Below are 19,812 nucleotides of genomic sequence, written 5' to 3'. Positions count from 1 at the left end.
AAATGAAAAAAAAAATGGTTTCGGTATTGATTTTCTAGTTTTTTTTTCTCATACTAAGTTAAAGTCTTGGGAACAAAAAACTTCCCCCTTTTTAGCCAAAATTTTTGTGAAGAAAAATACTACTAAATTACGCGTTCGCTATGGCGAAACAGACCAAATGGGTGTGGTCTATTATGGAAATTATGCTCAGTTTTTGGAACAGGGAAGAACGGAATGGCTACGTGAATTGGGCTTTTCCTATAAATGGATGGAAGAGAACAATGTGCAACTTCCTGTAACTCATTTAAGTATCGATTTCAAATTTCCGGCCCGATATGACGACCTGATCTATGTTACCACAACGTTAAGGAAAATTCCTACTTTCAAAATTGAGTTTGATTATGAAATTCACAACGAAGAGGGCAGGTTATTGGTTAGTGCTTCGACTACCTTGTGTTTTATAAATTCAGACACAAAAAAACTAATGAAAGCCCCTCACTACCTTCTTGAAAAATTAAGTGGGTAGTGCATCAATTTCATAACCTTTTAATGGTCACTTTGTAGGTATTTTCAAAAAGCTCGAAAATTCGGAGTGCATCTTTCTTACGCACCGAAAGGGTGATTGCACAATCCATTGCCATTTCCTGACTCACAATAGTGAGGTTTTGCTCCTTTATGATTCGCATAACGAGATTCATTTCTGGATAATCGAATTTCAAAAGAAATTCCTCGTCAATTGTCCTTTCAATTATTTCTGAAGCATCCAAAGCCATTTGTGCACTCGCCCTATAGGCTTGTATTAATCCCCCAACACCTAGTTTGGTGCCACCAAAATAGCGCACTACCACTACCAAAGCATTCGTTAGGTCAAAGGCTTGAAGTTGACCGTAAATTGGCATACCGGCACTGTTAGAAGGCTCTCCGTCATCATTGGCCCTGTAACTGCTGTAATCCTTTCCCAATTGCCATGCGTAGCACCAATGACGGGCAGAATGATGTTCCTTTTTCAATTGATCAATACAGGAACGAATGTCCTCTTCGGATTGAACAGGAAAAGCATACCCAAAGAACTTGCTGCCCCTATCTTTAAATAGTACTTCGGCAGAAGGCTTTACAAGGGTTTTATAGGTGTCTTTTATAGCATCCATTACAACTGTCCCAAAGCTACCAAGAAAATACTTAGAATGGCTAAAACGATTCCCAACCAATTTTTTAATCGCAAGCGTTCCTTGAACAATAGGATACCCACAATTGTTGAAAGCATCACGATGCTAACGTTGTTCACGGTAAATATTCCAGAACTCTGAAAAAGACCACTTCGCAGAGCCTTGACCAAGAAGTATATGGAGAAATAGTTAGGAATGCCTAGTGCAATACCCCCAATTAGGTTTTTTAGTTGAAAGGTTATTTTACCCTTGATTTTTAAATAAATCAACGTCACAATGCCAATGGTGGCTGCGGCTCCAAATATGGTAGCGGAAAAGATGGGAACATCGGACTCGGCGACGAATGCATCCTCTAAATATTTTATACTCGTATCTATTACACCGCTTCCCATGAAAACCAAAAGGGGCAACAACCATTCCTTCGCTCCCGTGCCAATGGTCGTTTTGCCTTTGGCAGAGGTAAGGTAGACAGCAACCAAGGCGAGTAAAATGCCCAAAAGTTTGTACATGCCAAGACTTTCCCTATAGTACATAAGGCCAAAAAGAATGGGAATGACAACGCTCATTTTGGTGGCTACGGAAACTACGGACAATCCACTTCTTTGTGTAGTTATGGCCATTAAATTGAATATAATGATGAACAACGCACCAAGTCCGAGGGTATAAATAAACCAAGGAGCCGTTGTAATGGTCCCTACCGATAAATCTCCATCGAAAGCTATAAAACCCGTAATACAAGCCGCTACGTAATTCACAACAATGGCCTGTAAGGTGTGAACCTTAAAATGATCAAAAAGTTTAAAGACCACAAAGATGCATGTGGAAGCGAGAATGCTTAAAATCAATGGGATCACAAGCGGTTGTTTTTATAAATGGTTAATAAATCCCCCTTTATGTTTTGTTCTTCAACAATGCTGCCCTCCAATCCAATCGGAGCCGGGGTTCCCTGACCAAAGACGGTACTTCCTTTAAATATCCAAGCCTCATCCCATAGATTTACTTCAATGAACGTTTGAAGGGTCCGGGCCCCTCCTTCAATTATGACACTTTGTAAGGAATGTTTGTAAAGCACCTCACAAATTTGACTGGCAACATGCTTCCCAAACTCTATTTTTTCATAAAAAAGAAGACCGTCAGTCCCTTCTTTTGTTTCGTTAAGTACAATTGTGGGTACATTCTGGTCGAATACCTTCATGCCCTTTGGGATTCTTAGATTTCTATCCAGAACAACCCTTGTAGGGGAGCTGCCGGCCCATGTTCTTGTGGTTAAGCTGGGATTGTCATCTATTGTTGTTTGGGTGCCCACCAGAATTGCCTGTTCTTCCGAGCGCATTTTATGAACTAATTGCTTGGAATAGTCGTTCGAAATCCAAACGGGTTTTTGCCCATTCCTGTCTACAGGGGCAAGAAATCCGTCAGAAGATTGCGCCCATTTTAAGATAATGTATGGTCTTTTTTTGGCATGAAATGTAAAAAAACGCTTGTTAGTGTCAATACATGATCCTTCCAGGACACCTTGAACTACTTCACATCCTGCATCCCTAAGTTTCTGAATTCCACGCCCAGCGACCTTGGGATTTGGGTCTGTACAACCTATAACCACCTTTTTTAAGCGCTTTTCAACAATGAGGTCTGCACACGGAGGGGTTTTTCCAAAATGACTACACGGTTCTAGGGAAACATATAGGGTAGATTCTCGTAGCAGGGAAGGGTCTGTAACACTTTGTATTGCGTGCACTTCTGCATGGGGTGTCCCAGCTTCTTTGTGCCATCCTTCACCAATAATACGATCCTTGTAAACAATTACGCTTCCTACTAAGGGATTGGGATAGGTTGTACCCAATCCTTTCTTTGCCAATTGAAGGCACCGGGCCATAAAATGTTCCGCAGAAGTCATACGGCAAAAATACAAGTATCTTATAGAAAACTGGGTGGCTATATTCCTTTAATATCTTTAATTTTACTTTTTGAAATTTCACTTGGAACTTTTCTTGTGGGCAGACAAAAATTAAAGAAGAAATTTCTTTTCAACTTAATTAAGAGTAGATGAGCCAACCTTTAATACGACCGATTCAACAAAGTGACAATTCGCAAATTGCCCAAGCCATTCGATCTGTTCTTATCGAATTGGGCGTGCCAAAGGTGGGGACCGCCTACGAAGATGCCTCTTTGGACTGTATGTTTGAAACCTATAAAAAACATGGGTCGTCCTATTTCATTGTTGAAGAGAATGGAACCGTTATTGGCGGTGGCGGAGTAGCGCAATTGGACAATTTTGAAGGCCCCGTTTGCGAACTTCAAAAAATGTACTTCTTACCAGTAGCCAGGGGGCGGGGCTTGGGAACACAAATGATAGATACCTGCCTGAATTCTGCAAAGGAAATGGGCTATGAACAATGTTATCTCGAAACCATGTCCTATATGGAAGCGGCCCAGAAATTATATCATCGCTATGGGTTTCTAAAATTAGATGGCCCCATGGGAGATACAGGGCATTTTGCTTGTGGTGTGCATATGATTAAAAAACTGTAGCGGTGCAATTAGGGAAGCTTAAGGACTATTTTATTACCGAACTTTCGGGTGTATATCCTAAAGAGGAAATACAATCCTTTTTTACGATACTGCTGGATTATTTTTTGAACTATACCCGTTTAGACGCAGTGACCAAGGCAACGGAGAAACTACCCGAAAGGAGGGTCAAGGATTTTCAAGAAGCTATCGCTAGGTTAAAAATGGAAGAGCCCATACAGTACATTACAGGTGAAACAGAATTCTACGGTTTACCATTCGCAGTAAATGAACATACCCTTATTCCCAGACCTGAAACTGAGGAATTGGTAGATTGGGTCCTTGAAGAAATTTCAGAAAGGGGGAAGGTGCAATTACTGGATATTGGAACAGGAACTGGCTGCATAGCTATTAGTTTGGCCAAAAATTTAAAAGATGCTGAGGTGTCTGCCATAGATATTTCTTCGGGGGCGCTCTTGGTAGCTAAAGCCAATGCCCAAAGGAATACTGTAGCGGTTGAATTTATGGAATTGGATGTCCTGATGGACCCCATGCCAAAAGTTGGTTTCGATGCTGTTGTTTCCAATCCGCCATATGTTCGTGAATTGGAAAAGGCTCAAATGAAGCGGAATGTATTGCAATATGAACCTGGGAGTGCGTTGTTCGTTTCAGATAATGATCCACTTATTTTCTACAGGAAGATTGCACGTTTGGCCAAGGATTCCCTCAAGCCCAATGGATTTCTGTTCTTCGAAATTAATGAGTACCTTGGAGAGGAATTGACCAAAATGCTTTCGAATGAAGGTTTCACGAATATTGTTATTCGCAAGGATATGTTCGGAAAGGATAGACTGATAAAATGTACCCCTTATGGCCCAACTAAGTAAAATTTGCGTTTTCTGCGGGAGCAGTTCCGGCAATGATTCCTCAATTACAGATGCTGCATTGCAATTGGCGCACTTGTTTGTAAAAAAGGATATCACCTTGGTATATGGGGCAGCAAAGATTGGAATAATGGGTATAATTGCCGAAGCGATGTTGAAAGAGCATGGCAATGTAATTGGCATCATCCCGCAGTTTTTGAAGAAAAAGGAAGTAGTGCACCTAGGCCTTACAGAACTTATTACCACAGAGAATATGCATGAGCGCAAATTGATTATGCAAGATGTGAGCGATGGTTTTATGGTGCTCCCCGGTGGGTTTGGAACTTTGGAAGAGTGTTTTGAAATTATCACTTGGCTGCAATTGGGTCTACACTCCAAACCTATTGGATTACTGAATACAAATGGATTCTACGACCATTTGCTGAAATTGTTGGAAACCATGGTAAAAAGAGGGTTTCTAAAGATGGAAAATTACGAGCTGTTACTTGTGGACACTACTGCTGATGGGCTACTTCAAAAAATGGAATCCTTTAAGGCGCCTCAAATCCCAAAATGGTTGAAACCCGAAAGGACATAAGACCGATTTATTAACTTTTCCCATTCATTTGTTAACAATTTTACCATCCAATTTATTTAATGGGTAACTTATAAACATTAACCATTAAATTTCACGTAATGAATTCTACTAAAAAGTATGCAGCAGAGGCATTGGGGACCTTTGCACTGGTTTTATTTGGTTGCGGTTCTGCAGTTATTGCAGGAGTGACCGGAGCGGGACCGGAAGGTATTGGATTGTTGGGGATTTCCCTTGCTTTTGGATTAGCCGTGGTGGCCATGGCTTACACTATTGGCCCTATTTCTGGCTGTCACATTAACCCTGCAATTTCGATTGCAATGCTAGCAGCAGGCAAGTTGTCCGCTAAAGATACTGTGGGGTATGTAATTTCGCAATGTATTGGTGCGGTCGCGGGTGCAGGAATCCTTTATTTATTGGCCACTGGTTCGTCAGGGTTTTCTATGAGCGAATGGGCCCTTGGCAGCAATGGCTGGGGCGAGGGTTATGGAGGTGCTTATAGTATGCAATCTGCCCTCATTGCCGAAATCGTATTTACCTTTCTTTTCTTAATGGTCATTTTTGGAACCACAGCCAAAAATGCCTCACCGCAAATGGCTGGATTGGCTATCGGTATTAGTTTGGTGCTTATTCATTTGGTGGTGATTCCCATAACGGGGACCTCGGTAAACCCTGCCAGAAGTTTGGGTCCTGCATTGTTCGCTGGAGGCATGGCACTACAACAACTATGGCTGTTCATTGTGGCTCCCATTGTTGGAGGCCTATTGGCTGCTTTTTTACGAAAAATTTTCATTGAAGATTAATAAGGAACTTCTTAAAAGGCTTCATTTTGAAGCCTTTTTTTTACTGATTGATTATCATGGTTTTACGGCAAAACCATAGATTTTTCATTTTGTACTGTCATTCATCGAAAACGTTTTCGATTTTCTTCATTTTCTCGATTTAATTTGTAGCTTCAATAGCATTAATTTACAAATATAATCACCAATTATTATGAAAAAAATCGTACTTCTAATTGCACTTTTTATCGGATTTGGTGCATCCGTTCATGCACAGGACAATGTCCGTACAAAAGCAAATTATCAGGGAATTGTTTCATCGGTGGAGTATGTCTCGCCTATGACGTCCCGTCCAGATGATTTAGTCCCTTCAGACAATTCAGTAAAAGAGGCCAAGGACAAGCGTTCAAGGGTACCTCAAATTGTGGAAGGACAAGACCCCCAAATTGAAGACGACTACTTTGTGAGAAATCGACACGACAAGGAACAGAGCGTTCGCATGGCTCCTCCTAGCTTGGTGTTCGATGCTTATGCCTCGGGATCGCAACCAACCGATCCATCTTTGGCAGTGGGCCCTAACCATGTAATGGTTGTATTTAACACTGGATTTGCCATTTATGACAAATCGGGAAACCAATTACAAGGGCAAACGGCTCCCAATCCAGCTATCTTTCCTTCGGGTGGATGTTGCGACCTGACTGCATCTTATGATAATGCGGCAGATCGCTGGGTGCTATCCTTTCTAGGGAGTGGTGCTCAAATTGCGGTATCCGATGGCCCAAATCCATTAACTGCTGGATGGTATGTTTATACAATATCTTCCATAAGTGATTATCAGAAACTATCCGTTTGGAGCGATGGATATTATATTACGGACAATACCGGAAGCAATAACAAGGTATGGGCACTCGAAAGGGATGCCATGCTTACGGGAGATCCTGGAGCACAGATTTTGGGCTTCAATCTTCCCGGAATAGTGACCAGTGGCTTCTTTAGTCCACAGGTACTTAACGTTACCAATAATAACCTGCCGGCTGCCGGAGGTGCTACGGTAGTGTATATGCAAGATGATGCATGGGCCGGCGTTTCCAACGACCACATAAAATATTGGACTATTGATGTTGATTGGAACAATGCTTCCAATTCCAGTGTTTCGGCTGCCACCGAAATCCCTGTGACTCCTTTCATTGGTGTGTTCGATAATGGAAGTTTTTCCAATTTAACCCAACCGGGTGGTGGAATCGCGATTGACGCCCTTCAGGCAACCATCATGAACCAGGCGCAGTTCAGGAAGTTTGGCACTCATAATTCGGCCGTATTCAACTTTGTGGTAGATACGGATGCTTCTGGCGGAGAACTGGCCGGAGTACGCTGGGTGGAGTTTCGACAGACCGCCGATAACCAACCATGGACCTTATACCAGGAAGGAACTTATACGGCTCCAGATGGCCGTCACGCTTGGAATGCGAGTTTGGCAATGGATGGACAAGGAAATATTGGTATGGGTTATACATCCATGTCAGGTCCTTCAACACCATCGACCGTTCGTGTGAGCTCTTATTTTACGGGAAGGTCAAGTGGAGATCCGTTAGGGGTAATGACGGCTGCCGAAGAAGTGATTGCCAATGGTACTTCTAACTTTACAGGTCTTCGTTACGGAGATTACAGTAAGATAGATGTGGATCCTAACGATGATTCTACCTTCTGGTTCATTAACGAATATATCAATAGTAGCCGAAGGGGTGTAGTGGGTGTATTTCAAATTCAAGCGGGCCCACCAGATAACGAAGCGCCTACAGATCCAACAAATCTAACTGCTTCAAACATAACTTCTACCGCAGCTACGCTTAATTGGAATGCCTCGACAGATAATGTGGGTGTGACACAGTACAATATTTCTATAGATGGAACCCAAGTGGGTACTTCAAGCACTACTTCGTTTAATGTAACGGGCTTGTCTCCTAACACGACCTATTCCGCATCTGTTACGGCTCAGGATGCCGCTGGAAATGTTTCCGGCAGTGCCACGACCTCATTCACCACGCAAGCTGGTGGAGTAACCTATTGTGCCTCAGCGAGTACAAATGTGAATGATGAGTTTATTAGTCGCGTACAATTGAACACGATCGATAATTCTTCGGGAGCACAATTCTATTCGGATTTCTCGGGTATTTCGACAAATCTATCCGAAGGACAGGGATATACCATAACCATTACCCCAACATGGACGGGTACCATTTATTCCGAAGGATATGCGGTTTGGATTGATTACAACAATAATGGAGATTTTGACGACGCAGGAGAACAGGTGTTTTCAAAAGCACCTTCTACCGATACGCCTAATAGTGGTTCCTTTACTGTGCCCAATGGAACCTCTTTGGCGTCGGTTAGAATGCGCGTTTCCATGAAATATAATGGCATACCAACGTCTTGTGAGACCTTCACTTGGGGTGAGGTAGAAGACTATACCATTAATTTGGAAACTGGCGGCGGCGGCGATACGCAAGCACCCACGGCACCGACAAACCTAACTTCGTCCAATATTACGGACACCACGGTAGACCTATCTTGGAACGCCTCTACCGATAATGTTGGGGTTACGGGATATGAAGTTTTTGAAGGAGGAATTAGCCTAGGTACCGTTACAGGAACTGCGGCTACCGTTACAGGATTAACTGCTTCGACTTCTTACTCATTCACCGTTAGGGCTTTTGATGCTGCAGGTAATAACTCTGGGTTTAGTAATACAGAAAATGTGACTACTACCGGAGGTGGCGGAGGCCCCGGACAGATTGCAGGTTACTTCTTCGAAACCGGATTTGAAGGCTGGAGTGATCCAGGAAGTGACTGTTCACGTATTTTTAATTCTTCCCGTGCTTTTGAAGGAGATTATTCTATCCGTTTGCGCGATAATACAAACACGTCTAACACGGTTTCACCAGTGCTGGATTTAACAGGTAATACCCAAGTGACTTTCGAGTTCCATGTGTTCCCAAATAGTATGGAAAATGGAGAAGATTTCTTTGTAGAATTCTTCAACGGAACTTCTTATCAGGTTATTGGTAATTATGCCAGTGGTACAGACTTTACCAATAATGTATTCTTTACCGATACCATTACATTGGATTCTGGAACCTATAATTTTAATTCAAATAATAGATTCCGATTCCGTTGTGATGCCAGTGGAAATGGTGACCGAGTATATTTTGACCAGGTAATCGTTAGTGGAGATAATGTAGCACCGCTGCAGCAGTCAACACCTACCTTGATAGATCATGGTCAAGCTCTGAAAACGTTTACAAGCGTTACTGTAGAGAATATCAAGTTATATCCAAATCCGGCCCAGTCCCGATTGAATGTTGAGATTTTGGATGGAACGTTCGATGAGATTGTAATCTTCTCATCTACTGGACAGATTGTTCATGAAGCTGATTCGAGCCTCTCCCGATTTACGGTAGATGTGTCCCAGTATGCTTCGGGAATGTATTTTGTTCGATTTGTTTCCAACGGTAAAGCGGTCACCAAGCGTTTTATCAAGGAGTAACCCAAATGATTTTCAATTTAATTATCAAAGATCTGTCCCTTAAGGGGATAGGTCTTTGTTGATTTTATGTTAAAAGTATTTTGTAAATTTTCAATCTATTAATCACACTAAACTATTCAACTATGATTTCAAGAAAACTACTACTGGTTTTACTAGTGGCGGTGTTCTCTATTCCTGTAAGTGGACAGGAGAACAAAAAACAAAAAGCGGTTTATACAGGAACCGTAACCTCCATGGAATATGTAACCTCTCTAGCCTCCAGACCGGGGGATTGGGTTCCATCAGACAATTCGTTTAAAGAAGCGAAAGACAAGCGTTCTATAGCCAATGAGCTTTCAAGGACCAGTGATCCTCAAACCGAGGATGACTATTTCGTAAGAAATCGTCACGAAATGGAACAAAGTGTTCGTATGGCACCACCTAGTGTTGTGTTCGATGGTTATTCATCCAATTCACAGCCTACCGATCCGGCCTTGGCCGTAGGTCCTAATCATGTAATGGTGGTATTCAACACTGGGTTCGCTATTTACGATAAATCGGGTAACCAATTGGTAGGGCAAACAGCTCCAAACCCTGCAATTTTTCCCACTGGTGGATGTTGTGATCTTACGGCTTCTTATGACAATGCCGCAGATCGATGGGTATTGACTTTTCTAGGCAATGGGGCTCAAATCGCAGTTTCTGATGGTCCTAATCCGGTAACCGCTGGATGGTATGTTTATAATATTGCATCTATCAGCGACTACCAGAAGCTTTCCATATGGAGTGATGGATATTATATGACGGACAATACATCATCATCCAATCGTGTTTGGGCACTGGAGAGAGCTGCCATGTTAAATGGAGACCCATCTGCACAAATTGTTGGGTTCGACCTTCCCGGAATAAGAACCAGTGGTTTTTATAGTCCTCAAGCATTAAATGTTACCGATAATAACCTGCCAGCAGCTGGTGGAGCAACCATAGTATACATGCAAGACGATGCATGGAACGGAGTGTCTAATGACCATATTAAATTATGGACCATTGATGTTAACTGGAGTAACGCAGGTAGTTCTACCGTTTCGGCAGCCACAGAATTTCCTACGACCCCATTTATAGGTGTGTTTGATAATGGAAGTTTTTCCAATTTAACGCAACCAGGAAACGGAAGGCCAATAAGAATAGATGCGCTCCAGGCCACTATCATGAATCAGGCTCAGTTCAGAAAATTTGGAACCCATAACTCCGCATTATTTAACTTCGTTGTCGATACCGATGCAAGTTCAGGAGAAAGGGCAGGAGTTCGTTGGTACGAATTTCGTCAAAGTGGCGACAATCAACCATGGTCATTGTATCAGGAAGGAACCTATACTGCACCTGATGGAAGACATGCCTGGAATGCAAGTTTAGCCATGGACGGTCAAGGAAATATAGGGATGGGGTATACTTCCATGTCAGGACCTACTACGTCTTCTACGGTTTATGTAGGTTCTTATTTCACTGGAAGGGGGAGTGGAGATCCACTTGGAACTATGACGGCCATGGAAGAGGTTATTGCGGCCGGTGATGCCAAGATCCCCGGAACGCGCTATGGGGATTATAGTAAAATTGATGTAGATCCTTCCGACGATGCTACTTTTTGGTTTATTAATGAGTATATGAACAATGGACGTAAAGGTGTTGTAGGAGCGTTCCAAATTCAAGTAGGGCCCCCAGATACTGAAGCTCCGACCGATCCAACGAATTTAACAGCAAGTGCCATTACATCGTCAGGAGCTACCCTAAATTGGACGGCTTCGACAGATAATGTAGGAGTGACTCAGTACAATGTATTTATTGATGGAAATCAGGTAGGGACATCAACCACCACTTCATTTAATGTAACGGGATTGTCTCCGTTAACGAATTATTCGGCCTCCGTTAATGCACAGGATGCAGCTGGAAACACCTCCGGAAATGCAAGTACCTCTTTTACTACCTTAGAAGGTGGCGGAAGCAGTGGTGAAATTGCCGCGTACTATTTTGAAACCGGTCTAGATGGTTGGATAGATGGAGGAAATGATTGTGCAAGACAGGCCTCTGCCAATTCTTTCGAAGGCACCTATTCCATTCGTCTACGCGACGATTCTTCCACGTCGAATGCCGTTTCTCCTACTTTGGATCTCTCAGGAAATACGCAAGTATCCATTGAGTTCCATACGTATGCCAATAGTATGGAGAACGGGGAGGATTTCTTTGTAGAATTCTTTAATGGTTCCTCTTACGAAGTAATTGGGAATTATGCGAGTGGTCCGGATTTTAGCAATGGAACATTTTTTACAGATACTATTGTTCTAGATTCTGGAACGTACAACTTTAATGCAAACAACCGTTTTAGAATTCGATGCGATGCGAGTGCAAACAACGATCAGATTTGGTTCGATCAAGTGATCATATCGGGAGACAATGCGCTAACATCGACGGCCTCACAAGATGCCTCTAGAGCCCCTGAAGCGGAGGAAGCACAAAGATTGGCTACAAAAAATAGTATTAAGCTATATCCAAATCCTGCGCAAACTTCCTTAAATATTGAAATATTGGATGGGCAATTTGATGAGGTAATGATCTTCTCTCCAACCGGAAGACTGATCCAAACTTTAGATGGAGGAATGGACAGCATGGTTATAGACGTGTCCCAGTTTGCGACTGGAACGTATTTTGTTCGTTTTGTTACGGGCAAGTTAGCTGTAACCAAGCGCTTTGTGAAACAATAAAATCCTGAAATCAGGAATATTTTAGAGCCACCTTCGGGTGGCTTCTTTTTGTTTATAAGAGGTTGATTATTCAAATTACATAGCTTCTCATTAAGATGTTTATTTTTTAGCTTTGTTTCAATGTTTGAAAAGTGCCTGATACTATTTGTTATTGGTCTTTGTTTTTCATGTAAGAACGAAAGGCAAATCGATACTGTTTTCGAGAAATCTGATGCTAAAATGACTGATAGTATTGTTTATGATAAGGCTTTAAGTTCTGAATCTATCGTCGCTACAAGTGTTCTTTCTACTCAAATAAATGATACCTTGGAATGGGAAGATCTTAAAATCAGAATGAGAAAAATCTACCCTAATGTAAACTACTTGCCTTCAAAGCAAATTTCTCCGAACTATGTTTTTTCGGATTTCACAGGTGATGGATTGAAAGATTATGCCGTATTTACGAGAAACGTAATGGACAAAAAGGGATATCTGTTGGTTTTAAATTATGATGGGAGTCATTATAAATTTGGAGGAGGCGATACCATGGATATAGATAATTTCGATTTGAGTTGGCTTAATGGAATTTCTGTTTTTCAGAAAGGAGAAACCCGAGAAACATTGATAGACAAAGAAACAGGTGATATTTTGGGCGATAGGAAGGTCCTTTTGCATAATACGGCAATATCATTAGAGAACAATGATTATGGAACCGTGGGCCTAATTTATTGGAACGGCAAGAAGTATGTTTATATTCATCAAGTAGATTAGCAAAAATGAACCCAGAGCAAAAACTAAATAGCCTCCGCGATGAACTCCGTGAGCACAATTACAATTACTATGTGCTTGATAATCCTACCATATCCGACTACGAGTTCGATATGAAGTTGAAGGAACTTCAGGAGCTGGAAGCAAAGCATCCAGAATTCTATGATCCAAATTCCCCTACACTTCGAGTAGGAGGCGAAGTAACCAAAAACTTTGAAACCGTTCCGCACACCTATCGTATGTATTCCTTGGACAACAGTTATTCAAAAGAAGATCTTGAAGATTGGGAAAAACGAATCAAAAAATTGGTAGATGGCGATATTCAATACACTTGTGAATTGAAATATGACGGAGCCTCTATGAGCCTAACCTATGAAAATGGGAAATTGGTCAGGGCCGTTACAAGGGGCGATGGGTTTCAGGGCGATAATGTGACCACCAATGTAAAAACCATCAAATCGGTTCCCTTGCAGCTGAAGGGCGACTATCCACCTTTATTTGAAATAAGGGGGGAAATCGTATTGCCATTTAAGGGTTTCAATAAAATGAACGAGGAACGTGTAGCTGCTGGAGAAGAACCCTATCGCAATCCGCGTAACACGGCCTCAGGGAGTTTGAAACTTCAGGATAGTGGCGAAGTGGCCAAGCGTCCGCTGGAATGTCTGTTATATAGTATTAAAGGAGAACGCTTGGGAATCAGCACCCAGTTCGAGAACCTTGAAAAGGCCCGTGCCTGGGGGTTCAAGGTGCCAAATGAAGCACGACTGGCACAAAGTATTGAAGACGTATTGGAATACATCAATTACTGGGATGTACATCGTCATGATTTGCCATACGAGACAGATGGTGTAGTAATTAAAGTGAATAACCTTCAGCAGCAGGAGGAGCTTGGGCATACCTCCAAGGCACCCAGATGGGCTATGGCCTATAAATTTAAGGCCGAACAAGCCAGTACGGTGCTCAATGGAATTACCTATCAGGTGGGAAGAACCGGTGCTATCACTCCGGTGGCCAATCTTGAGCCTGTGGAGTTGGCAGGTACCATTGTAAAAAGGGCTTCCCTTCACAATGCCGATCAAATTGCCAAATTGGATGTAAGGGAAGGAGATACTGTTTTTGTGGAAAAGGGAGGGGAAATCATTCCAAAAATCATGGGGGTGGACCTTTCAAAAAGGAAGGAGAATACTACTGAGACCCAATATATTTCTTCATGTCCCGAATGCCACACCCAACTTGTCCGTAATGAAGGGGAAGCACAACATTACTGTCCTAATGCATCGGGATGTCCTCCCCAAATCGCTGGTAGAATTCAGCATTACATTTCACGAAAGGCTATGGATATAGAAGGTCTAGGAGGTGAAACCGTAGTGCTTTTGGTAGAGAACCAATTAATTGAGAATTATGCCGATCTGTATGAATTAACTGTAGCGCAGGTAATTCCTTTGGAGCGCATGGCCGAAAAAAGTGCCGAAAACTTGGTGCAGGGAATTGAAGCCTCGAAACAAATTCCATTCGAAAGGGTACTCTTCGCTTTGGGAATTCGTTATGTTGGGGAAACGGTAGCCAAGAAGTTGGCACGTCATTATAAAAGTATTGATGCTTTAATGGAGGCTACCGAAGAAGACCTTGTTGCGGTCGATGAAATTGGCGACCGTATTGCTGAAAGTGTAGTTTCTTTTTTCAATGATGAAGAAAATGTTACCATCGTAGATCGTTTAAAAGGTTATGGGGTACAGTTACAGATCTCAGAGGAGGAAATGGCCAATCAAACAGATACGTTGCAGGGGAAAACCTTTGTGGTTTCGGGTGTGTTTGCGAAAGTGTCACGTAATGAACTCAAAAAGCTGATCGAGGATAATGGGGGGAAAGTATCCGGTTCCATCTCTGGGAAAACGAGTTTTGTGGTGGCTGGTGACAATATGGGACCGAGCAAACGTACTAAGGCAGAAAGTCTTGGCGTTCCTATTATATCCGAGGATGATTTTTTAGGAATGATTGCTTAAAATGCTAACGGATTTAACTGGAGATAACGTATTTTTGTGGAGCTAGCTTACTACAATAATGTTTGAAAAATTGAAACGACGGTCGTTGCGTAAATTGATCGAAAGACAATTGGTATTGCGGGATGTTTCCCATGTGAATGCCCCTGCAAAGACCCTTGGTTTTTTGGTAGACGAAATGCTCCTTCCGGATTTTGATAAGCTCTATGATTTTTCGAAGGATTTGGGAATGGTGCCAAAAGATGTAAAAGTCTTTTCATTCATTGAAGTAAGGAAGAAACTGCCATCATCCCTTCGCCAAAATCAGGTGCAATGCAAGGATTTTAATTGGAAAGGGGAGATGCACAATCAAAACGCACAGGAATTCCTGGATACGAGCTTCGATGTGTTGGTGGGCTATTATAAAGGGAAGAACGAGTTTCTGGATATGATGATCTCCCAGAGCAATGCAAAGTTTAAAGTAGGGTTTGCGAATTCGGATGACCGATTGTTCGATTTGATCATTTCGGTAAAACCAGAGGAAACCGACCTATTTAAGAAAGAATTGATAAAGTATTTAACCATATTGAATAAAATAGCATGAGAGAATTAATCGGGACAGGTGTGGCCCTGGTAACTCCTTTTACGGAGCAAGGGTCCGTAGATGTGCCAGCTTTGGAACGTGTGGTAGCCCATCAGATAGCCAATGGAATCGATTACTTGGTGATCCTTGGTACTACTGGTGAAAGTGTGACCTTGACCAAAAGTGAGAAGGATTTGGTTATTGCTACCGTAAAGAAAGCCAATGGAGGTCAATTGCCTATGGTATTGGGTATAGGGGGAAACAATACACAAGCCATTTTAGATGAAATTTCTGAAAGGGACCTTTCAGATTTTACCGCGATTCTCTCAGTGTCGCCCGCCTATAACAAACCTACTCAAGAAGGTATTTACCAACATTTTAAGGCCATAGCTCAAGCTTGTCCTATGCCTATTGTACTTTACAATGTGCCAGGAAGAACGGCAAGTAATATGTTGCCCGAAACGGTTTTGAGATTGGCGATGGATTTCAGCAATATTGTGGCCATTAAGGAGGCTGCCAATGATATTGTACAGGCCATGCAAATGATTGACAGTACACCAGATGATTTCTTGGTCATAAGCGGCGATGATATATTGGCTTTGCCCATGACTTTAGCGGGAGGTGCTGGTGTTATTTCAGTAATTGGACAGGGGTTTCCAGAGGACTTTTCGGGGATGATCCGTTTTGGGTTGAATCGTGAAGTGGATAAGGCCTACCAGCTGCATTATAAGATAGCTCCATGCATAGACTATATTTTTTCAGAAGGAAACCCTGCTGGAATTAAGGCAGTTTTCAAGAAATTGGGAATTTGCGAAGACTATGTAAGACTTCCGTTAGTGGGAATTAGTGAGGCATTGCGATCTAAGATTGACTCTTTTGTGGATGATTTGTAATTGAAAAGCCTAATTCTACGTTAAATTTAAAAATAACCCATAGGATTCACTTACTGTTCCACTATTTTAGTGTCAGAAATAAGTTTTTGTAATCCCTTATAATTCACTACTTTTGCACGATGTTTTTTAAAACCATGAAATCAAGTCTGTTACTGCTCATGATGGCTTTGGCGCTTAGCTCTTGCAGCGAATACCAGAAGCTCTTAAAGTCGGATGATGCTGCCAAGAAATATGCAGCGGCAGATTCATTATACAAACAACAGAAATACAAGAAGTCCCTTCGTTTGATGGAGCAGATTGTACCGGTCTACAGGGGGAAGCCTCAGGCAGAGCCTTTAATGTATCGATATGCGAATACGTTTTATCAATTGGAAGACTATTATCTTTCTGGATATCAGTTTGAGCGATTTGTAACCTCTTATCCTAAAAGTGACAGTTTAGAAGTGGCAGCTTATCGATCCGCTAGGAGTTATTATGAGTTGTCGCCTAAGTTTTCTTTGGATCAGACAGATACGCAAAAGGCCATGGAGAAACTGCAAGGGTTTATCGATCAATTTCCTAATTCGGAATATAAAGAAGAGGCGAATTCATTGGTATTCGAATTGCGAAGGAAGTTAGAGAAGAAGGATTATGAAGTGGCTAGGCAATACCTCCGTATTTCAGACTTTAAAGCTTCGATAGAAGCCTACAACAATTTCATAAGCGACCATCCTGGTTCCATATATAGGCCGAATGCTTTTTATGAGCGAATGGAAGCCGCTTACATGCTTGCCATTAATAGTGTTCCTTCTAAAGTGGAACAACGACTTTTGGCAGCTAAGAAACATCACGAAAGTTTTATAAAATACTATGGTGAATCCGATTTCCGAAGTAAGGCAGACGAATTACTTGAGGATATTGATAAAAGATTACAACCGGACACCGGAGAAACAGCAATTAATTAAGGACTATGAGCGATATTAAAAACAGCGATGCACCTATCAATACAACAACTATTGATAAGAATTTGGTAGATGAGCCTACCAATAACATTTACGAGGCTATCTCTATTATTTCAAAAAGAGCAGGCCAAATCAATAGTGACATTAAAAAGGAGCTATTGGAGAAGCTAGATGAATTTGCTACCTATAACGATAGCTTGGAAGAGATTTTCGAAAATAAGGAACAAATCGAGGTTTCCAAGTTTTACGAAAAATTGCCAAAACCCCACGCACTTGCTGTACAGGAATGGCTAGAGAACAAAATTTACTATCGTAATACGCAGGACGAAGAACTAGAAGGATAGTATATGTCTGTTTTAAGCGGAAAGAAAGTATTACTGGGCGTAACTGCCGGTATAGCCGCTTATAAGAGTGCTTTTTTGGTTCGACTTCTCATTAAGAAGGGAGCAGAGGTAAAAGTGGTGATGACACCTTCGGCAAAAGAGTTCGTCACACCTTTAACGCTTTCCACACTTTCAAAAAACGAAGTTTTTTCTTCATTTACGAATGAAGATGATGATAATGCCCAATGGAATAACCATGTAGAGTTAGGACTTTGGGCAGATTTTTTTGTCATCGCTCCGGCAACGGCCAATACATTATCCAAAATGGCACAAGGGCAAAGCGATAATCTTTTGGTGGCAACCTATCTATCTGCAAAATGTCCCGTCTATGTGGCCCCTGCAATGGATTTAGATATGTACAAACACCCAAGCACATTAGATACCCTGAGTACATTGGAATCCTTCGGAAACGTAATTATACCAGCAGAACATGGCGAATTGGCCAGTGGTTTGGTGGGTAAGGGCCGAATGGCGGAACCCGAACATATTGTATCCTTTTTAGAAAAGGACATAATGGCTCAACTTCCGTTGCACGGAAAAAAGATAGTGATCACAGCTGGGCCAACGTATGAAGCTATAGACCCAGTTCGTTTTATTGGGAACCATTCCAGTGGCAAAATGGGATATGCCATTGCCGAAAAGGCATCTGGTTTGGGAGCTGAGGTTGTGCTGGTTTCCGGTCCGACGAATTTAAAAATGGATGTTGCTAACATTTTGCTTGTACCCGTTACCTCGGCACAAGAAATGTACAATGCGGTTCATGAGCATTACCCAAAGTGCGATGTGGCTATACTCAGTGCGGCGGTGGCCGACTATAGGCCTAAAGAAGTTGCTTCGGAGAAGATAAAGAAGAAGGAAGGTGAGATGACTATTGCCCTAGAGAAGACACAGGATATTTTAGCTTCACTTGGCAAGATAAAGGATAAACAGTACTTGGTCGGATTTGCTTTGGAGACACAAAATGAGTTGGACAATGCAAAAACGAAACTGGAAAAAAAGAATTTAGACTTAATTGTATTAAATTCGCTAAAAGACAAAGGTGCCGGTTTTGGAACCGATACCAATAAAGTTACTTTTATTACCCGTGACAATAAAGTGATCCCTTTTCAAGTTAAGGATAAGAAAGAAGTAGCTTTAGATATATTACAACACATTATAGATCATATAGATGCGTAGAATTTTATTTTTACTAATAGTATTGGTGGCTTGCGGCACTGCAAATGCACAAGAATTAAATGCCACAGTAACCATAGATGCACAGCAGACCGGACAGCCGAATTTTCAGGTATTCCGAACGTTGGAACAACAATTAACGGAATTTTTGAACAATACGAGTTGGACCAATGATGAGTATAAGAACCAAGAACGTATTGATTGTAACTTCACACTGATCATTACAAGTTTCGAATCTACCGCCTTCGAGGGTCAGTTGCAGATACAGGCTTCGAGACCTGTATATGGATCTATTTATGATACCCCTATTTACAATTACAACGATAGACAGTTTAGTTTCGACTATAACGAATTCCAACCATTGGTGTTCAATATAAATACCTTCGACTCTAATTTGGTTTCAGTGCTGGCGTACCATGTGTATACGGTAATAGGATTGGATGCAGATACATTCGAATTGAATGGAGGTGCACAGTATTTTGATATTGCCAAGCAGATAGTGAATACAGCCGCGTCTAGTAATTTCGTGGGTTGGAAAGCTACAGATGGAACGCAATCAAGATTTAGGTATAATGACGCGATCATTTCAAACGTGTATCAAGAATTCCACGATGCTATGTATAACTACCATCGATTGGGATTGGATTTGATGGAGTCGAATCAGCGTGAGGCCAAACTTAAAATCATTGAAGCGGTTGCGAATCTTAAAAACGTGAATGATCGTAGGCCAAACTCCTATCTTCTAAGAACTTTTTTCGATGCAAAAGCAGATGAGATAGAGGCTGTTTTTAGTGGTGGGCCAAGTGTAGATGTGAATGCTTTCATGGAAAACCTAAAGCGAATCGCACCCACCAGAAGAAGTAATTGGAGCCAGATAAAAATATAGAATTCCTTTGTTGCAGGAATCCCAAAACTCCCTTACTTTAGAGGGAGTTTTTTTATAA

At 41.8% G+C, this 19,812-nt stretch carries 18 protein-coding genes; 15 read left to right on the top strand and 3 right to left on the bottom strand.

Features of this window, described 5'->3' with window-relative positions; translation table 11 throughout:
* The first annotated feature begins 106 nt into the window (after window positions 1-106).
* Entirely contained in the window at window positions 107-505 is a 399-nt protein-coding gene (locus tag AC6JAD_RS17420) for an acyl-CoA thioesterase (protein WP_461305164.1), read from the top strand.
* Window positions 506-515: 10 nt separating this feature from the next.
* On the opposite strand, the gene AC6JAD_RS17415 is transcribed toward AC6JAD_RS17420, so the two are convergent.
* The 3 genes from AC6JAD_RS17415 to ribD are packed head-to-tail and all read right to left on the bottom strand — an operon-like array spanning window position 516 to window position 3,042.
* A complete protein-coding gene (locus tag AC6JAD_RS17415) occupies window positions 516-1,127 on the bottom strand; it encodes an IMPACT family protein (RefSeq protein WP_461305163.1) in 612 nt (203 codons plus the stop codon).
* Window positions 1,127-1,999: an EamA family transporter gene (locus AC6JAD_RS17410; protein ID WP_461305162.1), complete on the bottom strand. Its 873-nt coding sequence runs from the start codon at window positions 1,997-1,999 to the stop codon at window positions 1,127-1,129. Before AC6JAD_RS17410 ends, AC6JAD_RS17415 begins: the two co-directional genes overlap by 1 nt.
* On the bottom strand, window positions 1,996-3,042 hold the full coding sequence (gene ribD / locus AC6JAD_RS17405; protein WP_461305161.1) for a bifunctional diaminohydroxyphosphoribosylaminopyrimidine deaminase/5-amino-6-(5-phosphoribosylamino)uracil reductase RibD: 1,047 nt from the start codon (window positions 3,040-3,042) through the stop codon (window positions 1,996-1,998). The genes AC6JAD_RS17410 and ribD overlap by 4 nt, the downstream gene beginning before the upstream one ends.
* Before the next feature lie 149 nt (window positions 3,043-3,191).
* Between ribD and AC6JAD_RS17400 the strand changes: the two genes are divergently transcribed.
* From AC6JAD_RS17400 to porD, 14 genes are all read left to right on the top strand, one after another.
* Window positions 3,192-3,677, top strand: a complete 486-nt coding sequence (locus tag AC6JAD_RS17400; RefSeq protein ID WP_461305160.1) for a GNAT family N-acetyltransferase — start codon at window positions 3,192-3,194, stop codon at window positions 3,675-3,677.
* Window positions 3,678-3,679: 2 nt separating this feature from the next.
* A complete protein-coding gene (gene prmC / locus AC6JAD_RS17395) occupies window positions 3,680-4,540 on the top strand; it encodes a peptide chain release factor N(5)-glutamine methyltransferase (protein ID WP_461305159.1) in 861 nt (286 codons plus the stop codon).
* Window positions 4,524-5,114, top strand: a complete 591-nt coding sequence (locus AC6JAD_RS17390; RefSeq protein ID WP_461305158.1) for an LOG family protein — start codon at window positions 4,524-4,526, stop codon at window positions 5,112-5,114. Before prmC ends, AC6JAD_RS17390 begins: the two co-directional genes overlap by 17 nt.
* 98 nt (window positions 5,115-5,212) lie before the next feature.
* Window positions 5,213-5,914 carry an aquaporin Z gene (gene aqpZ / locus AC6JAD_RS17385; RefSeq protein ID WP_461305157.1) on the top strand — a complete coding sequence of 234 codons (702 nt, stop codon included), beginning with the start codon at window positions 5,213-5,215 and terminating at the stop codon, window positions 5,912-5,914.
* 190 nt (window positions 5,915-6,104) lie between these two features.
* Complete coding sequence (locus AC6JAD_RS17380) at window positions 6,105-9,434, top strand: T9SS type A sorting domain-containing protein (protein ID WP_461305156.1); 3,330 nt, start codon at window positions 6,105-6,107, stop codon at window positions 9,432-9,434.
* Window positions 9,435-9,556: 122 nt separating this feature from the next.
* Window positions 9,557-12,169 carry a T9SS type A sorting domain-containing protein gene (locus tag AC6JAD_RS17375; RefSeq protein WP_461305155.1) on the top strand — a complete coding sequence of 871 codons (2,613 nt, stop codon included), beginning with the start codon at window positions 9,557-9,559 and terminating at the stop codon, window positions 12,167-12,169.
* 219 nt (window positions 12,170-12,388) lie between these two features.
* The gene (locus AC6JAD_RS17370; RefSeq protein ID WP_461305154.1) at window positions 12,389-12,919 is read left to right on the top strand and encodes a hypothetical protein; all 531 of its coding nucleotides are present in this window, start codon (window positions 12,389-12,391) and stop codon (window positions 12,917-12,919) included.
* Window positions 12,920-12,924: 5 nt separating this feature from the next.
* Complete coding sequence (ligA, locus tag AC6JAD_RS17365) at window positions 12,925-14,919, top strand: NAD-dependent DNA ligase LigA (RefSeq protein WP_461305153.1); 1,995 nt, start codon at window positions 12,925-12,927, stop codon at window positions 14,917-14,919.
* Between the two features lie 85 nt (window positions 14,920-15,004).
* Window positions 15,005-15,499: a DUF6913 domain-containing protein gene (locus AC6JAD_RS17360; RefSeq protein WP_461305152.1), complete on the top strand. Its 495-nt coding sequence runs from the start codon at window positions 15,005-15,007 to the stop codon at window positions 15,497-15,499.
* Window positions 15,496-16,371: a 4-hydroxy-tetrahydrodipicolinate synthase gene (gene dapA, locus AC6JAD_RS17355; protein WP_461305151.1), complete on the top strand. Its 876-nt coding sequence runs from the start codon at window positions 15,496-15,498 to the stop codon at window positions 16,369-16,371. Before AC6JAD_RS17360 ends, dapA begins: the two co-directional genes overlap by 4 nt.
* Window positions 16,372-16,505: 134 nt before the next feature.
* Window positions 16,506-17,315, top strand: a complete 810-nt coding sequence (locus tag AC6JAD_RS17350) for an outer membrane protein assembly factor BamD (RefSeq protein ID WP_461305150.1) — start codon at window positions 16,506-16,508, stop codon at window positions 17,313-17,315.
* Window positions 17,316-17,320: 5 nt separating this feature from the next.
* Window positions 17,321-17,656 (top strand): DNA-directed RNA polymerase subunit omega, encoded by a 336-nt coding sequence (locus AC6JAD_RS17345; protein ID WP_461305149.1) that lies wholly within the window; start codon window positions 17,321-17,323, stop codon window positions 17,654-17,656.
* Between the two features lie 3 nt (window positions 17,657-17,659).
* Entirely contained in the window at window positions 17,660-18,871 is a 1,212-nt protein-coding gene (coaBC, locus tag AC6JAD_RS17340) for a bifunctional phosphopantothenoylcysteine decarboxylase/phosphopantothenate--cysteine ligase CoaBC (protein WP_461305148.1), read from the top strand.
* Entirely contained in the window at window positions 18,864-19,754 is an 891-nt protein-coding gene (porD, locus tag AC6JAD_RS17335; RefSeq protein WP_461305147.1) for a type IX secretion system protein PorD, read from the top strand. The genes coaBC and porD overlap by 8 nt, the downstream gene beginning before the upstream one ends.
* Window positions 19,755-19,812: the final 58 nt, after the last annotated feature.

It is taken from the genome of Aureisphaera sp. (assembly GCF_059726885.1).
Note: the sequence above shows the minus strand (reverse complement) of the source record. Positions and strands in the feature narration are given on the sequence as shown.

Excerpts from the sequence above, each read along its gene's own strand:
- AC6JAD_RS17415 (WP_461305163.1), bottom strand. The coding sequence starts at position 1,127 with ATGGATGCTATAAAAGACACCTATAAAACCCTTGTAAAGCCTTCTGCC.
- ribD (WP_461305161.1), bottom strand. The coding sequence starts at position 3,042 with ATGACTTCTGCGGAACATTTTATGGCCCGGTGCCTTCAATTGGCAAAG.
- AC6JAD_RS17400 (WP_461305160.1), top strand. The coding sequence starts at position 3,192 with ATGAGCCAACCTTTAATACGACCGATTCAACAAAGTGACAATTCGCAA.
- AC6JAD_RS17390 (WP_461305158.1), top strand. The coding sequence starts at position 4,524 with ATGGCCCAACTAAGTAAAATTTGCGTTTTCTGCGGGAGCAGTTCCGGC.
- aqpZ (WP_461305157.1), top strand. The coding sequence starts at position 5,213 with ATGAATTCTACTAAAAAGTATGCAGCAGAGGCATTGGGGACCTTTGCA.
- AC6JAD_RS17380 (WP_461305156.1), top strand. The coding sequence starts at position 6,105 with ATGAAAAAAATCGTACTTCTAATTGCACTTTTTATCGGATTTGGTGCA.
- AC6JAD_RS17375 (WP_461305155.1), top strand. The coding sequence starts at position 9,557 with ATGATTTCAAGAAAACTACTACTGGTTTTACTAGTGGCGGTGTTCTCT.
- AC6JAD_RS17370 (WP_461305154.1), top strand. The coding sequence starts at position 12,389 with ATGACTGATAGTATTGTTTATGATAAGGCTTTAAGTTCTGAATCTATC.
- ligA (WP_461305153.1), top strand. The coding sequence starts at position 12,925 with ATGAACCCAGAGCAAAAACTAAATAGCCTCCGCGATGAACTCCGTGAG.
- dapA (WP_461305151.1), top strand. The coding sequence starts at position 15,496 with ATGAGAGAATTAATCGGGACAGGTGTGGCCCTGGTAACTCCTTTTACG.
- AC6JAD_RS17350 (WP_461305150.1), top strand. The coding sequence starts at position 16,506 with ATGAAATCAAGTCTGTTACTGCTCATGATGGCTTTGGCGCTTAGCTCT.
- AC6JAD_RS17345 (WP_461305149.1), top strand. The coding sequence starts at position 17,321 with ATGAGCGATATTAAAAACAGCGATGCACCTATCAATACAACAACTATT.
- coaBC (WP_461305148.1), top strand. The coding sequence starts at position 17,660 with ATGTCTGTTTTAAGCGGAAAGAAAGTATTACTGGGCGTAACTGCCGGT.
- porD (WP_461305147.1), top strand. The coding sequence starts at position 18,864 with ATGCGTAGAATTTTATTTTTACTAATAGTATTGGTGGCTTGCGGCACT.